At 59.3% G+C, this 21,487-nt stretch carries 18 protein-coding genes and 1 pseudogene; 8 read left to right on the top strand and 11 right to left on the bottom strand.

The window, feature by feature from the left end:
• Nucleotides 1–404: 404 nt before the first annotated feature.
• Complete coding sequence (locus XI09_RS18840) at nt 405–1,814, top strand: alkaline phosphatase family protein (RefSeq protein WP_271568164.1); 1,410 nt, start codon at nt 405–407, stop codon at nt 1,812–1,814.
• Nucleotides 1,815–2,288: 474 nt separating this feature from the next.
• On the opposite strand, the gene XI09_RS18845 is transcribed toward XI09_RS18840, so the two are convergent.
• From XI09_RS18845 to XI09_RS18860, 4 genes are read right to left on the bottom strand one after another with little or no spacing between them, the layout of a single operon-like run.
• Nucleotides 2,289–2,924, bottom strand: a complete 636-nt coding sequence (locus XI09_RS18845; protein WP_333939119.1) for a DUF6647 family protein — start codon at nt 2,922–2,924, stop codon at nt 2,289–2,291.
• Nucleotides 2,855–3,817: a 1-phosphofructokinase family hexose kinase gene (locus tag XI09_RS18850; RefSeq protein ID WP_271568166.1), complete on the bottom strand. Its 963-nt coding sequence runs from the start codon at nt 3,815–3,817 to the stop codon at nt 2,855–2,857. The genes XI09_RS18845 and XI09_RS18850 overlap by 70 nt, the downstream gene beginning before the upstream one ends.
• A complete protein-coding gene (gene glk / locus XI09_RS18855; protein WP_271568167.1) occupies nt 3,810–4,787 on the bottom strand; it encodes a glucokinase in 978 nt (325 codons plus the stop codon). The genes XI09_RS18850 and glk overlap by 8 nt, the downstream gene beginning before the upstream one ends.
• Nucleotides 4,784–6,118 carry a GH1 family beta-glucosidase gene (locus XI09_RS18860; protein ID WP_271568168.1) on the bottom strand — a complete coding sequence of 445 codons (1,335 nt, stop codon included), beginning with the start codon at nt 6,116–6,118 and terminating at the stop codon, nt 4,784–4,786. Before XI09_RS18860 ends, glk begins: the two co-directional genes overlap by 4 nt.
• 185 nt (nt 6,119–6,303) lie before the next feature.
• Here XI09_RS18860 and XI09_RS18865 point away from each other — a divergent pair, with 185 nt between their 5' ends.
• Entirely contained in the window at nt 6,304–7,644 is a 1,341-nt protein-coding gene (locus tag XI09_RS18865) for an agarase (RefSeq protein ID WP_271568169.1), read from the top strand.
• A gap of 21 nt (nt 7,645–7,665) precedes the next feature.
• Here XI09_RS18865 and ppsA read toward each other — a convergent pair whose 3' ends face one another.
• From ppsA to XI09_RS18895, 6 genes are all read right to left on the bottom strand, one after another.
• Nucleotides 7,666–10,077: a phosphoenolpyruvate synthase gene (gene ppsA, locus XI09_RS18870; RefSeq protein ID WP_271568170.1), complete on the bottom strand. Its 2,412-nt coding sequence runs from the start codon at nt 10,075–10,077 to the stop codon at nt 7,666–7,668.
• Nucleotides 10,078–10,149: 72 nt separating this feature from the next.
• Nucleotides 10,150–10,536: a DUF302 domain-containing protein gene (locus XI09_RS18875; RefSeq protein WP_271568171.1), complete on the bottom strand. Its 387-nt coding sequence runs from the start codon at nt 10,534–10,536 to the stop codon at nt 10,150–10,152.
• A gap of 86 nt (nt 10,537–10,622) precedes the next feature.
• A complete protein-coding gene (locus tag XI09_RS18880; RefSeq protein WP_271568172.1) occupies nt 10,623–11,135 on the bottom strand; it encodes a Spy/CpxP family protein refolding chaperone in 513 nt (170 codons plus the stop codon).
• 333 nt (nt 11,136–11,468) lie between these two features.
• Nucleotides 11,469–11,813 carry a chaperone modulator CbpM gene (locus XI09_RS18885; protein ID WP_271568173.1) on the bottom strand — a complete coding sequence of 115 codons (345 nt, stop codon included), beginning with the start codon at nt 11,811–11,813 and terminating at the stop codon, nt 11,469–11,471.
• Entirely contained in the window at nt 11,810–12,727 is a 918-nt protein-coding gene (locus XI09_RS18890) for a J domain-containing protein (RefSeq protein WP_271568174.1), read from the bottom strand. The genes XI09_RS18885 and XI09_RS18890 overlap by 4 nt, the downstream gene beginning before the upstream one ends.
• A 19-nt stretch (nt 12,728–12,746) precedes the next feature.
• A complete protein-coding gene (locus tag XI09_RS18895) occupies nt 12,747–13,304 on the bottom strand; it encodes a nitroreductase (protein WP_271568175.1) in 558 nt (185 codons plus the stop codon).
• 130 nt (nt 13,305–13,434) lie between these two features.
• Between XI09_RS18895 and XI09_RS18900 the strand changes: the two genes are divergently transcribed.
• From XI09_RS18900 to XI09_RS18915, 4 genes are all read left to right on the top strand, one after another.
• Nucleotides 13,435–15,474, top strand: a complete 2,040-nt coding sequence (locus XI09_RS18900) for a protein-L-isoaspartate(D-aspartate) O-methyltransferase (RefSeq protein ID WP_271568176.1) — start codon at nt 13,435–13,437, stop codon at nt 15,472–15,474.
• 351 nt (nt 15,475–15,825) lie between these two features.
• Complete coding sequence (locus tag XI09_RS18905) at nt 15,826–16,635, top strand: transglutaminase-like domain-containing protein (protein WP_271568177.1); 810 nt, start codon at nt 15,826–15,828, stop codon at nt 16,633–16,635.
• A gap of 164 nt (nt 16,636–16,799) precedes the next feature.
• Nucleotides 16,800–16,994, top strand: coding sequence for a hypothetical protein (locus XI09_RS18910; RefSeq protein ID WP_271568178.1), 195 nt, complete (start codon nt 16,800–16,802; stop codon nt 16,992–16,994).
• Nucleotides 16,995–17,061: 67 nt separating this feature from the next.
• Nucleotides 17,062–18,132 (top strand): sensor histidine kinase, encoded by a 1,071-nt coding sequence (locus XI09_RS18915; protein ID WP_271568179.1) that lies wholly within the window; start codon nt 17,062–17,064, stop codon nt 18,130–18,132.
• A 65-nt stretch (nt 18,133–18,197) separates the two neighbouring features.
• On the opposite strand, the pseudogene XI09_RS18920 reads toward XI09_RS18915, so the two are convergent.
• A pseudogene (locus XI09_RS18920) lies at nt 18,198–18,659 on the bottom strand (sigma-70 family RNA polymerase sigma factor); the annotation flags it as partial.
• A 536-nt stretch (nt 18,660–19,195) separates the two neighbouring features.
• Between XI09_RS18920 and pstS the strand changes: the two are divergent.
• Both pstS and XI09_RS18930 read left to right on the top strand, forming a co-directional pair.
• On the top strand, nt 19,196–20,206 hold the full coding sequence (gene pstS / locus XI09_RS18925; protein ID WP_271568180.1) for a phosphate ABC transporter substrate-binding protein PstS: 1,011 nt from the start codon (nt 19,196–19,198) through the stop codon (nt 20,204–20,206).
• Between the two features lie 381 nt (nt 20,207–20,587).
• The gene (locus XI09_RS18930; protein WP_271568181.1) at nt 20,588–20,797 is read left to right on the top strand and encodes a cold-shock protein; all 210 of its coding nucleotides are present in this window, start codon (nt 20,588–20,590) and stop codon (nt 20,795–20,797) included.
• The last annotated feature ends 690 nt before the right edge of the window (nt 20,798–21,487 follow it).

Raw genomic sequence — 21,487 nt, forward strand, 5'->3', positions numbered from 1 at the left:
TGGAGCCAACTCCAGACCCGAAGCCCGATCCCGGGCCTCTCGACCTGTCAGTCGACAAAGGGGTTATCACACAGCCTGGGCCCGTTGCTGACCTTCGCTCGGAGAGCCGCAACGTCTGCTTCCGGGAGATGAGCCGACCAAGGTGAAGCAGTCTGCTATAGGCAGCTTGTGACCCTGAAGGGACATCCTTAGCCGTAGCGGAATAGCCGTCGATCAGTGTTGATCTGCACTGACTCTGCTGACACTGACCTGGAGTCACTCTGGCCGTCGCAGCTCCCAAGGAATGCAAAAACGCTATTATTCAGGCCAGTTCGGGAGTTATCTCGGGAATGCCGCCCAATATGGGCATCATAGGGTGGAGGCAAGCACCGCAACAACGTCAGTTTCAGCCATGGAGACTCGACATGCTCATCCAGAATTTCGCGCTCGCCAGTTCGCCGCATCGGGCATTGGCCGTCCGCTTCGCAGCTCCGCTTCTGTGTGCAATCTCGATCACGTTGCCTGGCGCCGGAGTGGTTGCCCAACCGGCTGAACTTGAGAAAATCCAGCACGTCATCGTGATCTATCAGGAGAATTGGAGCTTCGACGGTCTGTACGGCAGGTTTCCTGGCGCGGATGGCATCGCCAACGCGGGTGAGCGAATCAGGCAGATGAAGAAGGACGGAACGCCGTACACAACACTTCCACAGCCGCTCGACACGTCGAAGAATCCGCCCATCCTCGATCCCCGGTTTCCGCCAGACCTGCCAGTCGCGCCGTATGATGCCGCCCGGTACGTTCCACCTGACCAGAAGACCGGCGACATCGTGAATCGCGCCCTCCAGCAGGAGCATCAAATCAACGGCGGCCGAATGGACGGGTTCGTAGCCTGGAGCGAGAACGGCGGGTTGGCGATGAGCTATTATGACGCGACCGACTTGCCCGTTGGCCGCCTGGCTCAGCAATATGTTTTGGCTGATCATTTCTTCCACTCGGCGTTTGACGGCTCGCTGTTCAACCATTTTTGGTTGGTCTGCGCCTGCACCCCGGTCTGGCCGAACGCACCGGCGAATTTGGTGATCCAACTCGACGCGAAGGGCGTCGTGGTGAAGAATGGGTCGGTCACTCCGGACGGCTACGTGGTCCATACGGTCTATTCAACGAACCGACCGTATCCCGCGAGCATCAAGGATCCCGCCCAGCTGATGCCGCTGCTGACGATGCCGACGATCGGCGATCGGCTGAGCGCGAAGGGGATTTCCTGGGCCTGGTACTCAGGCGGCTGGAATGACGCGGTTGCCGGCCATCCCGACGTGCTCTTTCAATTTCATCATCAACCATTCAACTACTTCGCCCCGTACGCGGAAGGTACGGACGCACGAGCCGAGCACCTGAAGGACATCGAGGAGTTCCTTGCCGCGCTGCGGACAGGCAACCTGCCGGCCGTGGCCTTCGTCAAGCCAATCGGCGCTTACAACGAACACATGGGTTATACGGACTTGCTGCGAGGTCAGCAGTACGTGGCAGATCTGGTCAAGGCGGTGCAAGGCAGTGCCGTTTGGAAGGACAGCGTGATCATCATCACGTACGACGAAGCCGGCGGGCGTTGGGATCACGTGCCGCCGCCGCGGGGCGATCGTTGGGGTCCGGGGGTTCGCGTTCCGGCGATCATCATCTCGCCCTATGCCAAACGCCGCTTCGTCGATAACACGACGTATGAGACCACTTCGATCTTGAAGTTCATCGAAACCCGCTGGGACTTGGCGCCTCTGGGCAGCCGAGACGCTGCTGCGAACAACCTGGTGAACGCCTTCGACTTCTCGCAGACTCCTTGATACTCGGAGGGCCAAGCTGATCGAGACTCGCCGAGGAGAGCCGGGCGGAGGAGGAGTGGTATAGCGGGGAGACGCTGTCAGAGTCGGTACTTTGTACAAGGCCACGGTTGCTGTCGGCTGTTGGCCCCTTTGAGACATGCCGGGCTGGTCTGACGAGGTCCGCTGTTAGGGGCAGACCGGAAGTGGCTGGCAGAGGATCAAAACGGCGCTTTTGACCCCGAACGGACATTGGGTCGCAGCGTCTCGAGTCGATTGGCTGCTTCGGCCCACCTAGGGGATAAGCGCCGCCGGCATTGGTCCCGTTGGCAGCGGCACAAACTGATGCTGCTGCCCCGTACCATCGCCAAGAGCGCCAATATGATTGCAACGACCGCCAAGAATCTGACCATCAAATTCAGACCTGCTGGAATTGCGTTCGTACGGACGAGACCTGGACTTTGGACATGTTTGGAAAAGCAATCGTTCAACTCAGGGTCAAAACATGCATGCTGAGGAAATCAGCACCGTGAACATGTCGACGTCAAACTCGCGCTCCAAGCTCATTCCGAACCGCCCAAGCCACTTGTCCTGAGCCAAATATGCCAACTTCTCTCGCGCCCTCGGGCATTCGAACGTGAGCTTGGCCAGGTTCTGGAGGTGATGGACCATTTCGTGGACCAGGATCGATTGGTCGGCTGGTGAAGTCCCAGTCCAGTCATCAGGGAGCAGGATCGTTTTTGACCTGTTGTTATAGAGGGCGACGACCTGACGCTGAGCCAGTTCATCGAATGCGTCGTTCTCCGTGAAACTCTCCGAAAGGGCACCATCTCCGAACCGCATCGTCGCGAGTTTCATCTTCGACGCAAATTCGATGGCGGGACGTTCCTTGATGGCCGGCAGATCGAAATTCGAAGCGAGCCAAGTCACAATTTCATCCAACAAGTCTTCCGCGGCTCGCGTTGCGTCGGCACGCGACGGAACCGAAGGCGAATCGGTGGGCGCAGTGGGCTCCGACCCATCACGACAATGGGCTTGAGACGAAGCCGCTAACGTAAGAGAGACTATGACCGCGAGGCTATGATTGTGACCTTCGCGCTGGATGCGAGGCGATGAACGTCCGCACCGAGGCAAAGTCCGGTGCCGGGACTGAGCAGCGCCGCCGAACCGCCGGCAACGCCATAACGCAGGGCGCTATCGAGCTTGTCGCCATTGGCGAGGCGCGACACCATCGCCCCCAGGAAGCTGTCGCCTGCGCCGGAAACGCTGACAGGCTCCATAGCAAGGCCATTCGCACGCAAGGCGATGTCGCGCGTCAGGAGCAGGGCCCCGCCGGGGCCCATCGAGAGGGCAATGATCTCGATGCGATAACGATCGATCAGGCGGCGGCCCGCCTCCAGGAGCGAGGACTCGTCGGCGCCACCGATCCCGGCCAGCTCCTGAAACTCCCGAAGGTTGGGCTTGATGAGATAGACGCCCGCTTCCAGCGCGGCTTTGAGCGAGGCGCCGGACGTATCAACGATGACCTTGGCCGCCCCCGTCGATGCGCGGACCACCCTGCCGTAGAAATCGGCCGGCGCTCCCGGCGGCAGGCTGCCGCTTGCGATGACAAAGGCAGCCTGCGGACTGAGACGCGCAATTGCGTCGAGGCATTGCTGCCATTCAAATTCGCTGAGGAAGGCGCCCGGAAACACGAGTCGAAATTGCTCCCGGCTGGTCTCGTCGAAAATGGTGATGTCTTCGCGGGTATCGTTCGATATCGGGATCACGATGCTGCGCACGGCCTCGCGTTCAACCAGCGCCGTCAGGGTTTGCCCGGTTGCGCCGCCGGCCGGATAGACCGCGGTCGCTTCGAGGCCGAGCCGTTTCAGGACACGGGCCACATTGATTCCGCCACCGCCGGGATCGCGCTGAGGCTCGGCGCAGCGCATTTTCGTGTAGGGCACCATCTTGCTGACCGAGGTCGAGATATCGACAGCCGGGTTGATGGTCAGGGTGACGATGTCGAGTTGCGGTATCTCAGCCAATGCCTTCGACCTCCATCAGGTTACGGAGGCCGACGAATGCGACGTCGTCGTCCAGGATCAGATAGGCCGGTATCGGCTCGAGGAATTTTCGGAGCCGCCCCTTCTCCTCGAAGCGCTGGCGAAACTGGGAGGCGGCAAGATAGTCTGGCATGTGGCGCAAAATGCCGCCGCCGATGAATATCCCGCCTCTCGCATTCAGCGCGAGCGCGAGGTTGCCCGCGACAGACCCCAGCATCGCGCAAAACATGTCGATGGTGGCGCGGCTAGTCGGACACGTCCCCTCAATTCCGGCCCGCGTAATGTCGGCCGCGCGGCGTTTAGGCGGCGTCGCGCCGTCGATGGAGGCGAGGGCGTCATACAGGTTCTCGAGCCCCGCACCCGACAGAATGCGTTCGGCCGACACATGTCCGAAGCGTCGCCGCAAATGCTCAATCACCGCATCCTCGCGCAGTGAACCACCTGCCAGTGTGGCATGGCCTCCCTCGCTGGCGAGAACGATCTGCCCGCCGGGGTGTGGTATGCTCACCGCCATTCCCAAGCCGGTGCCGGGACCGATCGCGGCGAGGGGTGCTCCCGACACCTGCTGCCGCCCGCCGAGCCGTAGCAAGCTGCCGGGGCCAAGGCGGGGCAGGGCCCATGCGACGGCTTCAAAGTCGTTGATCAAGCGGACCGCCGAGAACCCATAGGTCCCGCGCAACTCCTCTGCGTCGACGATCCAGGAATTGTTCGTGAGCGCGCAGCGGCCATTCTGAACCGCGCCGGAAGCGGCAAGGATTGCATAAGCAGCCCTTTCGGCCCTGGCCGAAGCGCCGAGATAGGCAGCGAGCGCGTCCTGAAAGGTGGCGTAGTCATTGACGACCATATGTGTGATCGCGCCGAGCTTGCCGTCAGTCAGCAGTGCGAAGCGCGCGTTGGTCCCTCCAACATCTGCAAGCAGCGCGGCTCGTCTTTCCGGCGTCGCCCCGATCATCGCCGCACCGCCCTGATCAGCCCGGCATACCAGCCGAAAGACGATTTCGGAATTCGCCGCAGCGAAGCATAATCGACGTATGTCAGGCCGAACCTGATGCTGTATCCGGAGTCCCATTCGAAATTGTCGAGCAGCGACCAAACGAAATAGCCACGAACATCGACGCCGCTGGAAGCGGCTTCGTTAAGCGCGTTGATATAGGCCTTCAAGAACTCTATCCGGCCCGGGTCGATTACCGCATCGGTCTGGTCGGGCTGGCCGGAATCGCCATAGCCATTCTCGAGCACGTAGATGGGGAGGCCATACCGTGCGTGCACATCCTGCAGTGTTTGACTGAAAGCGTCGGGATCGATCGGCCATCCGATCGGGGTCAAGGGCAGGCTGGCCGGCTTGTCACCGAAGTCGTAGCCCAGCATCGAATCCGCCCGGGCCTTCACGTAGACCGGGCTATAGTGGTTCATTCCGAACCAATCGAGCGGACGGCAAATCCGCGTCAGGTCGCCCGGCTGCATATGCGGTTCGATCGCCACGCGCATCGATAGAGGATACTCGCCGCGGCATTGCGGATCCGGAAAGGCCGCATTCCAGTACACATCCAGGCGTGCCGCAGCCGCTGCATCGGCCTCGCGTGCGCTGGAAGGCCGGCATGGCTGTCGATTATGGATACAGCCGATCGAGGCGTTGATCACGTTAGCGCGGAGCACATCCACCGCCGCCCCGTGGGCGAGATTGACGTTGTGGATCATGCGGTGGAGCTTGTCCTCGCTGCTGCTGTCGCGCTTGCCGAGCGAACGGCTGAACAGGCTGAACATCGACGGTTCGTTGAATGTCGCAAAGCGCTTGACCCGGTCGCCAAAGCGCGCGGCGATCAAACTCGCATAGTCGGCGAACCACACGGCCGATTCCCGATTGAGCCAGCCACCGCGCTCCTCCAGGGCCTGCGGAAGGTCCCAATGATACAGGCACAGCCACGGTTCGATACCTGCGGCCAAGAGCTCGTCGATCAGCCGGTCATAGAATGAAAGGCCGGCCTCGTTGGCAGATCCGCGCCCGAGTGGCAGGACGCGCGGCCAGGCGACCGAGAACCGGTACGCCTGCACGCCCAGCGCCTTCATGAGACCGACATCTTCGCGGTAGCGATGATAATGGTCACAGGCGACGTCGCCGGTATCGTGATTCTTGATTTCACCGGTCCAACAATAGATGTCCCAGACGCTCAATCCGCGCCCGTCCTCCTGAGTTGCCCCTTCGATCTGGAAGCTGGAGGTGGAAACACCCCAAATGAAATCGGGGCGCAGGCTGGCGGTATTTGGCAGTTGCGTTGTCGGCATGGACGACCTGCTTGGTCCTGCTCATCGGCGACCGGTATGCTGTTGCGCGGCCAGCCGCTGATCTCAGGCATCTCCCTGCGACATTGGTAGCCATGCCGGTTCCGAGTGGTATTGAGACAGGTCAAGAAGCCCCGAGCCGGCCGTGCGATGGATTGATATCCTTAGAATGTTGCCGGGGTCCGCGCTTGCAAAGAACGAAATGGGGAGGGGTCGTCGACGACGACCTCAGAGGAGGCAGCTTCTTCCGCGTTGCCGAGCGTAATGGCGTATTCTGGCTCGTCGATCCCGATGGTGGCAGATTTCTCTCGAAGGGGGTCAATACGATCCGCTTCGATCAGGACCGCATCGGCCGCACCGAACGCGTGCCATACGCCGAGGCTTGCCGCACCAAGTACGGCAGCCTGCAGATCTGGCGCACCGCTGTGTCTGACCGGCTGGCAAGCTGGAAATTCAACACGGTCGGCTGCTGGTCAGACGAACTCGTCGCCAGCTCGGGATCGCAATTGCTGGCGACCGCGCCGACCGCGGAGCTCGGCGCGTCCTTCCGTCTTCATCGCCGCGACCAGATCTTTCCCGATGTCTTCGATCCCGAATTCTCGGCGCATATCCGCGCAAGTGCCGATCAACGTTGCAGGCATCGGCGCAATGATCCCGGCTTGCTCGGTACTTTCATCGACAACGAACTGTACTGGTCACCCGACTGGCGCGGTGCCGACGAGCTTCTGACGCTGTTTCTGAACCTGCCGTCTCATCGTCCAGGCAGGGTCGCCGCTCTCTCGGGTCTGCAGGCGCATTATCGGGATTTTGCTCAATTCAATGCGGTATGGCGCACACCGGCGCGATCCTGGGAAGAGCTCGGCAGGATCGACCATGTCGTGGCACCATTCGTCAGACTCCGGCCCGGCATCTTGAACGACGCGCTCGAGACCAAGGCCAACCTGGCAGATCCCGCCCGCGAGGCGTTCTCAGCAGATTGCGATGCCTTCGTGGCCGTCGTGGCTGACAGGTATTTCGAACAGTGCGTCTCGGCGATCAAGACGGCCGATCCCAATCATCTCGTGCTCGGATCCCGGTTCGGCTATCAGCCGCTGGCAGGCGTCATTGCAGCGGCCGGCCGCCATCTCGATGTGATCTCCTTCAATTGCTACGAGTTCGACCCCGGTCCGATCATTGACGCTTATGCTACCACCGGTAAGCCATGCCTGATCTCCGAATTCTCATTCCGAGGCGACGACGCAGGCTTGCCGAATACCAAAGGGGCGGGGCCACGGCTGGCTACTCAGCTCGACCGCGCCCGAGCTTTCGAGGGCTACGTTGCGGCAGCCCTCAGCAAGCCGAATGTAGTCGGCTATCACTGGTTCGAGCATGCCGATCAGCCAGCGCAGGGGCGTTTTGACGGTGAAGATTCGAATTTCGGCACGGTGACCATTGACGACCGGGTCTATGACGAGCTGACGAAGACGATGACCAGGGTCAACGCCGCGGCAGAACGCATTCATGCCGCTGCCGTCCCGGCTGTGATCTGATCGTTACAGCGAGGGAAGGTTTCACGTCTCGGATTTTGACTGATTGGTTTCGGCGTCGGACACCACGGCCATAGTGCGAAACACGCTTGAGGGATTGACGCTGATCGAATCGATTCCGAGTCCCGTCAAATATCGCGCGATCTCCGGATAGTTCGCAGGCGCTTCGCCGCAGATGCCGATATGGCGACCGTTGCGCTTTGCGCCGACCACCGCCTGCCGGAACATCTCCAGCATTCCCGGGTCGCGTTCGTCGAAGTCGAAGGCTACGATATCGGAATCCCGGTCGACCCCCAGCGTGAGCTGGGTGAGATCGTTGGAACCGATCGAAAACCCATCGAATAACTGAGAAAACGCGTCGATCTGGATGACGTTATTCGGGATCTCGCACATGACGTAAATTTCGAGACTGTCTTCGCCGCGCCTCAGTCCGTTGGCCGCCATCGTGGCGATCACGCGACGGCCTTCCTCCACGGTTCGGCAGAACGGCACCATGACGCGCAGATTGGAGAGACCCATCTCCTTTCGCACCAGGCGAAGCGCCGCGCACTCCAGCGCAAATCCTTCGGTGTAGGCGGGATGACTGTAGCGGGAGGCACCCCGGAATCCCAGCATCGGATTCTCTTCCCCGGGCTCGAAGCCTTCCCCGGCAATCAGGCTGGCGTATTCGTTGGTCTTGAAATCGGAAAGCCGTACGATCACCGGCTTCGGATAGAATGCCGCGGCGATGGTGCCGACGCCTTCCGCCAGTCGTTGAACAAAGAAGTCGGCCGGGCTTTTGAAGCCCTTCGTCAGGCGTGCGATTGCGGCCCGCGCCTTGGTCGACTTGATTTTGTCCGGCTTGAGCCGCGCCATCGGGTGAACGCCGATGTGTTCGCTGATGATGAACTCCATGCGGGCGAGGCCAACCCCGGCCTGCGGCTGCATGGCGGCGCGGAATGCCATTTCCGGGGTTCCGACATTTACCATGATGGCCGTGCGCGGCTGCCGGAGTTCGCTCACTGGCGTCTTGGTAATGTCGAAGGCAACCGCCCCCTGATATACGCTGCCGATATCGCCCTCCGCACAGCAGATCGTGACGTCGGTCCCGCTCTTGATCTTCTCGGTCGCGTGTGTGGCCCCCACCACGGCGGGGATGCCCAGCTCTCGCGCCACGATGGCGGCATGGCAGGTGCGACCGCCCTTGTCGGTGATAATGCCGGCTGCGATCTTCATGACCGGTTCCCAATCAGGACTGGTGGCCGGCGCCACCAGGATTTCACCCGGCCTGAAGGCTGCAAGATCGCGCGCGGTCGAGATGCGGCGTGTACGACCGGATGCAATCTTCTCTCCGACCGCGCGGCCGTTAACGATGACCGAGCCGTGTCCTTTGAGATTGTAGGTCTCGTAGACGTCCGTCGAACGCTGCGAGGCAACGGTCTCGGGCCGGGCCTGAATGATGTAAAGCTTCCCATCGACGCCGTCTTTCGCCCATTCAATATCCATCGGCATCGAAACGCCGGCATGTTTCGAATAGTGGGCTTCGATCCGGACTGCGATTTCGGCGAGGCTCAGGACCTCCCGATCGGAAATACAGAATTTTTGTCGTTCGGCGTCAGGCACATTGCGGGTGAGTGTCGCATGGTTGCCCCCACGCTTGCCGTAGATCATGCGGATCTGCTTGGCTCCGAGCCGGCGCCGCAGCACCCTGCGAAAGCCCTGGCTCAGCGTCCGCTTGTGAACGTAGAATTCGTCTGGATCGACCTGGCCTTGCACGATGGTCTCGCCGAGGCCGTAGCAGCCTGTGATGAAGACCACGTCCCGAAAGCCGGATTCGGTATCGAGCGTGAAGATGACGCCGCTTGCCGCCCGATCCGAACGGACCATTTTCATCACGGCGACGGAGAGCGCGACCTTGAAATGATCGAAGCCGTTGTCGATGCGATAGGAGATCGCGCGATCGGTGAAAATGGACGCAAAGCAGCGCCGGCAAGCTTCGAACAAGTCTTTGGGCCCGCGCACATTGAGAAAACTTTCGTGCTGGCCTGCAAAACTCGCTGTCGGCAAATCCTCCGCGGTCGCAGAGCTCCGTACGGCGACAGCGACCCCGGTCCCGGCCTCGCGTTCAAGCTGCCGATAGGCTTCCGCGATCTGTTCGCGCAGCAGCGGCGTATCCATCGCCTTGTATATGATCTCGCGGGCCTTAGCGGCTTTGCTCGTGAGGTGCTTGATCTTGCTCTTGTCGATCCCATCGAGAAGCCGGTGAAGCTCGTCCGCGACACCGCCCCGCAATAGCGCTTCGCGATAGGCGTCTGCCGTGATGGCGAAGCCATTGGGGACGGCAACCCCTTGGGATGCGAGAGCTGAATACAATTCGCCGAGCGAAGCGGTCTTGCCGCCGACCAGCCCGACGTCGCCCAATCCGATTTCGAGGAAAGATCTGATATATCCGAACATGCAAGCAGCAGATCACGCCGAGCCTGCCCGGCCTTGAGGCAGGTCAACCTTTCGATGGATTTACGTGTCTCCCTACAAGCAGTCGATCACGTTCCGGAGCAAGGTCTGGACACGCTCAGCCGATGCCTTGAGGTCAGGATTTTCAATTGCCTGCATCGACGCGACGGGATCAATGGCAGCGATTTCGGTGCGATCGTGAGCGATCTCCTGAACGACGACGTTGCAGGGCAGCATGGTGCCGACCTTGTCCTCAAGCTGGAGTGCTTCGTAGGCAAGTTGTGGATTGCATGCCCCAAGGATACGATAGTTTCGGAAATCGACACCGAGCTTGTCCTTGAACGTTCGCCTGACGTCGATTTCCGTGATGATGCCGAAGCCGCCTTGCTTGAGAGCTTCGGTAGTGCGTCGCACGGCTTCGTCGAACCCGACCTGCAAGGTCTTGCTGAAGTAATAGCCCATTTTGAAATCCCTCCTGGTGAGCTGGCATCAGGCTCGACCGTGAACAGGAAACAATCCGAACTCTCGTTTTCAAGAGCGCTGACGTCCTACCAAAGGTGCCGCCAAAAGCGACCCCGGTCCGAAGGCGAATCCAGCCGGCTCTTCTGCTCGTCGCTGAGCGTGGCGTAGAAGGCCTCAAAAGCGGGACGCATGGTCTTCACGGACTGCAGCATCGCCTCCATGCGCTTCTCCATGAACTCCATTCGACCGACCGCGGTGGGCGGCACTTCAGTCGGACAGGCGAGGCGCAGGGCCTCGGAGGCTTTGTCGGATGCCGCCTTCAATTCATCGAACTTGGGACGTTGAGCATCTGTTGGTTTGATGACCTGTTCGAGCCGGTCGATACGCCATCCGGAGAAGCCGGCGGCAGCAGGGCTGCATGTGCCTCGGAATCCACCTCGGTCCATGAATCCCGGCCCCATCATCATGCCGGACCCCATCATGTCTCGTCCCCATCCATGCGCTCCAGGTCCGTAAGGCTGCGCGTTGGCGCCTATGGAAGACATTGCGATGGTGAGCGATACCGAAGCGGCTGCAACGAGTTGATTGAATTTGAGCATGGTATGGTCCTCCATTGCTATCAATCTCTCGGTCGAGATCCGAAACGTCCCACCTTATGAGGCAATCCTCGACAAGCCGTTGAGATGGATCAAATTGTAACGCGTTGAGAGATTTCAGCTGCTGCGACGTGTCGTAGAATCGGTACGAGCACCAAGGATCGCTTTTGCGATAATTGATGTGGTCTCTCACCTTGAGGCGAGGGAGAGGCACCGGTGGTCCTGAGAAGTTTCAGTCAGGAGCGCAAAGGGACTTTTTGAACACAATCGGCGCAACGCGGCAGGTCGCCCAAGGGCTCATTGATTTCCGGTACCGAACAATACTGACTGCTCCGGCTAATGATCGCCCTCCTGGAGCTTGCCCTCCCGCGAGGTCGCGGCTGCGATAGCGAGTTGAACGGTTTCGTCCTGCGTCTTGATGGCTCGGGTCAGGGAAAGCAGCCGTTGGCGGGTGTCGTAAAGCTGATCAAGCAGCGACAGCACCACCGGTAGCGCGTTGTCATCAACATCGAGCTCATAGGTCAGCGTACAAATGAGACGGATTCGCGCGCATTCCATGTCCGAGAACATCAGCGACCCTCCGTTCTGTTGCGGCGCGACCAGTTCTTCGCTGATCCAGCGTTCGAGATCGCTGCTCTGGAGCGCGGAGATGGTCGCCAAAAGATCATCGACGTCCATCATGGCAACATATCCTTGCGTGGATCCTGAGGGTTTTTCGGCCGCCATGCTTGCAGGAATTCTACCAGTTCGGGTTCTTCGGCCGTAGGAAGGATTACCCTCAGCGTGATCAATTGATGTCCGCGCTGCCCGGTTTTTCGGTTGCGGATACCTCTTTCGCGCAGCCGCAGCGTAGTGCCGGAATTCGAACCCTTCGGCACTGTCACCGCCACCGGTTGAGTGATTGTCGGCACCTCGATCCTGCCTCCCAGCACTGCCTCCCTCAGGGTCACGGGTATCTCGACATGGATGTTGTCATCCTTGCGGTGAAAGAACGGATGCGGCTGGATGTGCAACTCGACATAGGCATCGCCTGGCGGCCCGCCGCCATAACCGGGCATTCCCTGGTCTTTCAGCCGCAGCATCTGTCGGTCCTCGGCGCCCTCGGGCACAGTTACCTCCAGGGTCTTGCCGTCCGGCAGCGTAATGGTGCGGGTGGCGCCGCTGGCGGCGTCCACGAAGGCCACCGGCAGCACATAGCTCACATCCTGACCGCGCGCCCGGAATGCCCGCTCTGATCGTTGCCCTCTGCCGGCAAACGCTTTTGCCAGGAATTCTTCCAGATCTTCATTGCTGTCAAACCCATCCCGCGCGGCGTGCGAGGTGTAGGCAGGTCCGTCGGCGAAGTCGCGAAAGAATCGTTCCTGCGGTCGCTCTGCGCCGCTGACGTCGATCTCACCCGCGTCAAACCGCCGCCGCTTCTCTTTGTCTTTGAGCAGATCGTTGGCAGCCGAGATGGCCTTGAACTTGGCCTCCGCCTCCTTGTCGCTCGGATGGAGGTCAGGATGAAATTTGCGCGCAAGTTTTTTGAAGGCGGTCTTGATTTCCTTGTCGGTCGCAGATCGGGTTATGCCGAGCGTCTCGTAAGGGTCTTTCATTCACCTGATCCCCGAAGGTCTACGAAATCCAGTCAATCTTCGCGGCCTTTCTGGGAACCGGCGCCACCGCTGTTTTGGGATATCCTACGATAATGGGGGCGACTGGCACGGTCGTGCCGGAAAGCTGGAGCGACGACTTCCCCTCCGACGTTCCAAGCCAGCCCTGCGCAAAGCCGATCCAGCATGTTCCCAATCCGACGGCGCAGGCCGCCAACATCAAAGTCTCTGCCGCGAGGGCACAATCCTCAACGACCCATGGGCCCTCGGGTGCCGAGATCACGACCAATGCTGGAGCGTGATAGAATATGTCGAAATCGGGATTTTCGAGGATGCTTTGGAAGTGATGCGATGCCATCGCCGCGGCCGAGGTTTTGAGCATATGGGCCTTCGCCTCGCGCGAAATGCGCGCGAGTAAAGCTTTGTCCCGCACAACCGTAAACAGCCATGGCTGCTGATTGACGGCGCTAGGCGCCTGAATGGCAGCATCAATGAGTTGCCTCAACACTTCCTCGTCCACCGGTTGCGAGGTGAATTCCCGTACGGCGCGCCGCCTATAGATGGCTTCCTTGAGATCCATGGCCGTCTCCATTGGCATCCAATGAATCAATCCTGACGTGCTGGTCATTTCCCAGTTTGATGTCGATCAAATCGATGGATGCGCAGTGGTCCTAGGCTGAATTTCGATCTGAGATGCAGGAGACGCCATCATGGGATCGTTAGCGTTGGATCCGGATCGCTCCGATGAGGTGAAGTCGTTTCCCGCGCTGCGGGCGCAGATGGTCAAGGACAATATCGCCGCGCGCGGTGTGCGTGACGAGCTCGTGCTCAAGGCAATGGGCGAGGTGCCGCGTGAGCTGTTCCTGCCAGCGAAGCTTCGCGAATTTGCCTACGAAGATTCGCCGCTCCCGATCGCCGGGGAGCAGACCATTTCTCAGCCCTACATCGTCGCTTTCATGGCGGAGGCGCTGATGCTCAAGGGCGGCGAGAAGGTGCTGGAGATCGGAGCGGGCTCCGGTTACGCCGCCGCGGTGCTGTCGGAGATCGCGGCCGATGTGTACACGGTCGAACGCCTCGGTCCGCTCGCGGAAAAGGCGGCGGTCACCCTTGCCGAACTCGGTTACGATAACGTCCATGTGCTGCATGGTGACGGCACCAAAGGCTGGCCCGAACATGCGCCCTACGATGCTATCGTCGTAGCCGCCAGCGGTCCGCAGGTTCCGGAGGCGCTCAAGGAGCAGCTGAAGATCGGCGGCAGGCTGGTTATTCCTGTCGGCGCCGATCAGCGTACCCAGGAATTGGTACGGGTCGTCCGCTTTTCGAAGGACGAATATCGCAGCGAAGACATTGCCGACGTCCGCTTCGTTCCATTGATCGGAGAGGAGGGGTGGGCGACCGCAAAGGGCGAGACCACGCCCGTGCGCCGGGCGCTGCGGCCTGTTGCTCCAGACCAGGAAGCGCTAGTCCGCAATCTCGCCGATGCTGCCGAATCGTTCCCATCCATCGAGGGCGCTGATCTCAGCCCGATGATGGAGCGTATCGGGTCGGCGCGCGTCGTGCTGCTCGGCGAGGCGACCCATGGCACCTCCGAGTTCTACCGGATGCGCGAACGCATCACCCGCGATCTGATCGTCAAGAAGGGGTTTCGCTTCGTGGCGATCGAGGCGGACTGGCCGGATGCCGCCCGGGTCGATCACTATGTGCGGCATTTCCAGTATCCGCCGTCGGAGTGGACCGCCTTTGCACGGTTTCCGACCTGGATGTGGCGGAACACCGAGGTACGCGATTTCGTCAGCTGGTTGCGCAAGCACAACGGTACGGTGGAGAAGACTAAGCGTGTCGCGTTTCACGGTCTCGATCTCTACAGCCTCTACGATTCAATCCGTTCGGTCCTGAACTATCTCGACGAAGTCGATCCAGCCTCGGCGCGTGTAGCCCGCGAGCGCTATGGTTGCCTGACGCCGTGGCAGCGCGATCCCGCCACGTACGGCCATGCGGCGCTGACCGGTTCCTATCCGACCTGCGAATCCGACGTGGCGCACGCACTCACCGATCTCCTGGCGAAGCGCCGGGCGTATGCCGAGCACGATGGCGAGCGCTTCCTCGATGCCGAGCAGAATGCACGTCTGGTGGCCAACGCCGAGCGCTATTACCGCATCATGTACTACGGCTCGCGCGCGTCGTGGAACCTGCGCGACAGTCACATGTTCGACACCCTCAAGAACCTGCTGGCATTCCATGGGCCGGACAGCAAGGCGGTGGTGTGGGCGCACAACTCGCATGTCGGCAACGCCGCGGCGACCGAGATGGTCGCCCGCGGCGAGCACAATATCGGCCAGCACTGCCGTAAGGAGTTTGGCGCCCAGGCGTATCTGGTTGGCTTCGGCACCCACAGTGGCACGGTTGCCGCGGCGTCCGATTGGGGCGGCCCGATGGAGGTCAAGGTCGTCCGCCCGTCGCTTCCCAACAGCTATGAACGGCTGTGTCACGCAACGGGCCTTCCGCGCTTCATGCTCGGCCTGCGCGGTCGCGGCGATCTCTGCGGTCCAAAGGGTCTTGGCAAGGAACGGCTTGAGCGGGCCATCGGCGTGATCTACAGGCCCGATACCGAGCTTGCGAGCCACTACTTCCAAGCCAGTTTGCCGCAGCAGTTCGACGAGTACATCTGGTTTGACGATACCCGGGCGGTAACTCCGCTGAGTACGGCCGAGATCGCTGGGCTTCCGGACACTTATCCGTTCGGGGTGTGATCTCGCTATGAGCAGTCAGAGGGCGATCGAGTCGGCGGGGTCGTTTCGGACCGTGGAGCAGTTCGACGAGAGAAAGTGAATGAGCAAGAATGATCAGAGGGCGCAGGAGCACTTAGCGAAGCACGAGCCGAAGGTGCCCGCACCGGACCGGGGCGCGGGCGTCCTGGAGAGGAAGCAGGCCGATCGGGCTATCAAGGATGCCCTTGAGGACGATGACGTGAGAGAGGCAGTTAGACTGCATCACCGGGGCAAGCGCCCGTAGCCTGCGTGTAGCATGCAGCGTTACGCGTCAGCATAGCGTGAGCATCACAGACGGAAGCAGTCAAGCCGACCAACTTGGAGGACGTTGAGGTGAAGATACGGGTCGGCTATGAGATGATCTACGACTTTCCGCAGCATACGCCCATGATCATGGTGCTGGGCGTTCATTTCACTCGGGCCTCAGATGTGATTGTGCCCGACTATCTGACGACGAACCCCTCAGTTGCGATCGTCCCATATCGTGACGGCTTCGGCAATTGGTGCAGCCGCATCGTTGCCCCAGGCGGCCGGTTGCGCCTGGCGGCTGACGGCATCATTCGCGACACAGGCTTGCCGGACGTCGTTGTGCCCACGGCTTCGCAACACGCGATCGAAGACTTGCCGGCTGAGACGATCGTATATCTTCTTGGAAGTCGCTATTGCGAAACCGACCTGCTGTCCGATGTCGCGTGGAAGCTTTTTGAGAAGGAGCCACCTGGATGGGCGCGCGTTCAGGCGATCTGCGATTTCGTTCACAATCACATTCAATTTGGCTACGAATATGCGCGCGCAACCAAAACGTCATGGCAAGTATTTAATGAGGGCAAGGGCGTTTGTCGCGACTACGCGCATCTCGCCATCACATTCTGCCGCTGCATGAACATTCCGGCAAGATACTGCACCGGCTATCTAGGCGACATCGGCATGTCACCGCCATATGCTCCAGGCGATTTCGCTGGATGGTTCGAAGCCTACATTGGCGGGCGTTGGTACACGTTTGATCCGCGTAACAACGTCCCACGTATTGGACGTATATTGATTGCTCAAGGACGTGACGCTGCTGACGTCCCGATTACCCATACGTTTGGGCCCAATACCTTGGTCAGTTTCAAGGTGTGGACCGATGAGATCAAGTCTTAGCAATCGCGAGCAGGTGCCGCCTGACGATACGAGGTCTTTGTGTCGGCCTTGGTCAGTTTTGTGGCTGCAATAGGCCGCTACAGGCGTCTATGAGCTCTTGATCTGCATCAAGCGTTCTTTTCGCGTCTCAAGCAGAATTCAATTGCCCAAGCGTGGGACATCAGATGCGGCGTCGTGTCAAGCAGACGAAAGCTCTGGAACAGCGCCTTGGCGAAGAGGCAGAGCGATTGCGTCAGCAAGCAAAATTGCTTCCTGCAGGCCTCGAGCGCGAGAAACTGATACGCAAGGCCCGGCAGGCTGAAATTGGCTTGCAGATCAGCAATTGGCTGCGCTCACCGGGTCTTAAGCCGCCGGAGTAGTTCTCCGCAACTAGGAACGGTGGTTACTGGAATACCAAACTTGTTATCGTTGGTATTGGAGTAAGCCATGAGCAATGCGTTCACGCCTCCAGGACAAGAGCCCGTTCGACCGGAGCCATTTCGACAGCCCGAGGATTGCCCCCGCGCATTTTGCGTTGCGATTGAGGCGGGGCAAAAGGAAGTCGAAAGGCTAAAGCACACGGAAGCCCAATTGCGAGACGCTCTCGCGCGTGAACAAGTGCTGCTAGATCAGAAAGACGAATTGATTAGGCACAAAGATCTGATGAACCGTGAGTCTGACCATAGACTGATGAACGGCCTTCAGACGGTTGCAAGCTTGCTTTCACTGCAAAGCCGGGAGGCGCCGAACGCTAAGGCAGCCGATCAACTGAAAATCGCTGCAAATCGCGTCGCCACAATAGGTAGCGTACACAAACGTCATCACGCTCTTGATCACGTCGGACGTGTCGAGCTCAAGAATTATCTTGAGAACCTCTGCTACGACCTGAGGGAGATCCTTCCGGGCGAGCATCGGAATCTTGCAGTTGAAGGGATTGCGTTGGAAGTGCCGACCACGATCGGAGTGCCGTTGGGATACATTGTCAGTGAGCTTGTTACGAACTCCGCCAAACATGCCGACGGAAAAATCACAATAAGATTGGGCATGAGTGCGGGAGGCTACGAACTCTCGGTCTCTGACGACGGCCCCGGCTTTCCAAAAGGATTTGATCCAACGAAGTCGAGCGGTCTCGGGATGAAGATAGTTTCATCTTTGGTCAATCAAATCGGCGGCCAAGCGATCTTCGGCGCAAATCCTACGGGGCAGGGCGCGCGTTTCACGGTGCGGTTCACGCTCGATAAGCGATCCGATTCTGTTGCAGAGAGTTCTGCCCCGAAAATCGAATTATCTGGCTTGGGTGGTCAGCGGATGCCTGCATCTCTAAGCACACGACCGATGTGTCCGGTGTGTAAGCATCGGATGGCATTGGCACGCGTCTCTCCTGGCAAGCGCGGCTTTGAGGAGCGTACATTTGAATGCTCGACCTGCGAACGCACGGAAGTTGTGTCTTTCGCAGTGGATCCAATGAAAACAGATGCTGTCGGCTGGCTGGCAGGCGAGTTAAAGCCGCCGCGATGATTCGGCGACGGCTTTGCGTGACAGAACGCGGCTATTTCTTGCGCTCTTTCGTGGGTGCGAAGTGGAGCGTTGTCGAGTAACAAGAGCTGCGAAAGCCGGGAGCGGGCACGGTTTACGCGACTCTTTATTGTCCCGACTGCGCAGTGACAAACGTTTGCTGCTTCTTGATATGAAAATCCGGATACCCCAACCAGAGTGAGCGCTTCGCGCTGATCAATCGGGAGCTTTGCGAGCGCCTCACGGAGTTCCTGGAATTCAAGATGGCTGATCTGATCGGGTTGCGACTCCAGTTTTTCGGCAGCGCGGCCGTCCACGTCTTCCACCTCGCGCCGTCCTTTACGGTACTCAGACCTGAAATGGTTCCTTAAAATCGTGAAAAGCCACGCCGACATGTTGGTGCCCGGCTGAAACGAGTCAATGTTAGATAGCGCGCGCAGCAGGGTCTCCTGCACCAAATCATCGGCGCGGTCGGCATTTCGGCACAATGAAATTGCGAAAGCGCGAAGACTTGGGACGGCAGCCAGCATTAAATCGCGGGATGCAGACACTGGACTTGGAAGGATAATGTCTCGCTGGTCGATCTGCTGAACCAAGGAAACCGGCCGCGGGATAGACAAGGCGGGTGCTGGTTGAATTGCGACGATGCCGATTGCGGGCAACTCCGCAGAACCGGTCGAACGAACGGCAATCATCAAATATACTCCAGGTGTCCTTATCCGGCGGGCACCGCGCCTTTTGGCAGGTAGTGGATTGAGTTCTGATATGGGTACGCCGACCCTAAATAGCCATGCATGAGTTCAGGTGCGTCGGTAGATATTCGGTGTGACCGCTCGACAGTCCTAACCGGTGACTAGGTCGAGCTAACGCCACATCGGCACGTTCAATTCGGTCGAGGTCGATTGCAGCGTCGGCAGCCGCTTTGACCGCCCAGTTCAAACGGTACCCGCGAGTTTCATATCCAGAACTGGTTGACCCAAATCAATATTGCGCTTTCAAATTTCCGATCTGATCTCGATGCTTCGAAGCGGACCAAGTCCGCGGCTGTCAGAGATGGAGCCCGGTGGTGAATTTCGTGAAAATTCTGCTCGGTGCCGGTTTCGTTGCCGCAGTAACGTCAGCGCTCGCGGCCAATGTTACCGGTGCAGGCGCGACGTTTCCGTTTCCGCTGTATTCCAAATGGGCTGACGCCTATCACAAGGAGACCGGAAACAATCTGAACTACCAGTCGATCGGGTCTGGCGGTGGTATCAAGCAGGTCCAGGCCAAGACCGTTACATTTGGTGCCACCGACATGCCACTAAAGGCCGAGCGGCTCGAGAAGGATGGGTTGACGCAGTGGCCGATGGTGATGGGGGCGATCGTTCCCGTGGTCAATCTCGAGTCTGTAAAGCCTGGAGAGCTGGTATTTGACGGCGAGGCGCTGGCCGACATCTATCTCGGCAAAATCACGAAGTGGAACGATTTGGCGATCAAAAAGCTCAATCCTAATGTGAAGCTGCCGAACGAAGCGATCGCGGTGGTGCATCGTTCTGATGGTTCAGGCACGACCTTCAATTTCACCAACTACCTGTCCAAGGTCAGCGCGGACTGGAAGTCCAAGGTCGGCGAGGGCGCCGCCGTTGAGTGGCCAATCGGCGTCGGCGCTAAGGGTAACGAAGGCGTCTCCGGGAACGTCGGCCAGACCAGGAATTCGATCGGCTACGTGGAGTACGCCTATGCCAAGCAGATTGGGATGACCTACACCGCGATGGTCAATAGGGCTGGCGCTATCGTGCAGCCGAACATGGAGTCCTTCCAAGCTGCCGCCTCAAATGCCGACTGGGCCAAGGCCCCAGGGTACTACCTAGTCCTCACCGATCAGCCTGGCGAGAAATCGTGGCCCGTCACCGCATCGACCTTCATCCTGATGCACAGGGAGCCGTCTGACAAAGCCGCTTCCGCGGAAGCCATCGAGTTCTTTAAATGGGCGTTCGCGAAGGGCTCCAAGATGGCCGAAGAACTCGACTACATTCCGATGCCTGACAACGTGGTAAAGCTGATTGAGAAGACCTGGTCGGCCGATATCAAGAGTTGAGTGGAATCGTCTTCGGCCCCAAACGCGTCAAATACTATCCACTGATCAAGTCCGAATTGAACGCGATCCGAACCCGCCGATCGATGGAGTACCGTGGCGACGCGCCTCTTGTTGAGGACAATCTGGCAGATACAAAGGGCCGATTACGCGATGGCATCACTGCGGTGGCGTCGATAGTCAGTTGGATCGCGGAGCTGCCGTTTGCCATAGCCACTTGCGGAACGAACGAGCAATCACCATATAGAAGTTATCGAGTTTCGGCCGAACGACTTGGCCTCGCCGCTTAAAGCGCGCCTGACTGACGACCCTCCCTCCAGATCTCGAATTAACATGCTGCGCCAGTGCGCGGCTTCAAACACCTATCTTAAAGGACGATCACCCATGAATACGGGAACTGTAAAGTGGTTTAACGGCCAAAAAGGCTTCGGCTTCATTCAGCCAGACCAAGGAAGCCAAGATGTCTTCGTTCATATCAGCGCGGTCGAACGTGCCGGCATGAGCACCCTTGATGAGGGACAGAAGGTTTCTTTCGACGTCGTTGCTGACCGCCGGACCGGCAAGTCCGCCGCAGAAAACCTGCGCGCCGCCTAAGCTCGCAATCGGTGCCATGCTGCTTTGACCACGGATGTAATGGCAGAGCCTCTGGTTTCGCAACCCCGCGACCGGTTTACCGGCCGCGGGGTTGATTTTGCTGCGCCTCGATAAGCGCGGCCCAACCGGCGCCTGAGTGCGGCAGTCCGCGGACCAGAGCAATGCGGTCGCAAGAGCGTCTGCCGACGTTGATCCAGGTCAGGAACACGACGGCATCATCTACCCGCAGCTTCCGGTGATTGCGATGTGCGTTGTATTGTATTGATTGCGCATGTTCGCGATCACTGCCGGGTATCATGTTCACAAGTAAATCGAACGGCCGACCAGTTCGTTGGTGGGTTCAATCAGGAAAGCATCGCGTTGGCGATCAAATGGATCGGTAGCAGTCTTTTAGTCGTTCCACCTTCTCGTGGTCGTCGTACCCCTCGAGCGTGAGCAAAAAAGTGGCATTTGATGCGAGCGTCCCCATATAAGATAAATGGCAAAATGGCAAAAATCGAGCGCGCGGCAACCTCACAAAACGAAGGCTGAACTTCGTCAGATGCTGACCGAGGCAGTTCGCAATACGCCCAGTTCAGGCTTGCGGCCAAAGCCTCTAGTGAAACGCAGCGGCATTGTAGATCGGGCGGCTGCTTGCGTGGACTAGAGTACCGCAGTCACCGTAACGGTCTGTTCAATTCATAACGAGCG

Source organism: Bradyrhizobium sp. CCBAU 11386, from assembly GCF_028128955.1.
GTDB lineage: Bacteria > Pseudomonadota > Alphaproteobacteria > Rhizobiales > Xanthobacteraceae > Bradyrhizobium.

Excerpts from the sequence above, each read along its gene's own strand:
- XI09_RS18840 (WP_271568164.1), top strand. The coding sequence starts at position 405 with ATGCTCATCCAGAATTTCGCGCTCGCCAGTTCGCCGCATCGGGCATTG.
- glk (WP_271568167.1), bottom strand. The coding sequence starts at position 4,787 with ATGATCGGGGCGACGCCGGAAAGACGAGCCGCGCTGCTTGCAGATGTT.
- XI09_RS18860 (WP_271568168.1), bottom strand. The coding sequence starts at position 6,118 with ATGCCGACAACGCAACTGCCAAATACCGCCAGCCTGCGCCCCGATTTC.
- ppsA (WP_271568170.1), bottom strand. The coding sequence starts at position 10,077 with ATGTTCGGATATATCAGATCTTTCCTCGAAATCGGATTGGGCGACGTC.
- XI09_RS18875 (WP_271568171.1), bottom strand. The coding sequence starts at position 10,536 with ATGGGCTATTACTTCAGCAAGACCTTGCAGGTCGGGTTCGACGAAGCC.
- XI09_RS18880 (WP_271568172.1), bottom strand. The coding sequence starts at position 11,135 with ATGCTCAAATTCAATCAACTCGTTGCAGCCGCTTCGGTATCGCTCACC.
- XI09_RS18885 (WP_271568173.1), bottom strand. The coding sequence starts at position 11,813 with ATGATGGACGTCGATGATCTTTTGGCGACCATCTCCGCGCTCCAGAGC.
- XI09_RS18890 (WP_271568174.1), bottom strand. The coding sequence starts at position 12,727 with ATGAAAGACCCTTACGAGACGCTCGGCATAACCCGATCTGCGACCGAC.
- XI09_RS18895 (WP_271568175.1), bottom strand. The coding sequence starts at position 13,304 with ATGGATCTCAAGGAAGCCATCTATAGGCGGCGCGCCGTACGGGAATTC.
- XI09_RS18900 (WP_271568176.1), top strand. The coding sequence starts at position 13,435 with ATGGGATCGTTAGCGTTGGATCCGGATCGCTCCGATGAGGTGAAGTCG.
- XI09_RS18910 (WP_271568178.1), top strand. The coding sequence starts at position 16,800 with ATGCGGCGTCGTGTCAAGCAGACGAAAGCTCTGGAACAGCGCCTTGGC.
- XI09_RS18915 (WP_271568179.1), top strand. The coding sequence starts at position 17,062 with ATGAGCAATGCGTTCACGCCTCCAGGACAAGAGCCCGTTCGACCGGAG.
- XI09_RS18930 (WP_271568181.1), top strand. The coding sequence starts at position 20,588 with ATGAATACGGGAACTGTAAAGTGGTTTAACGGCCAAAAAGGCTTCGGC.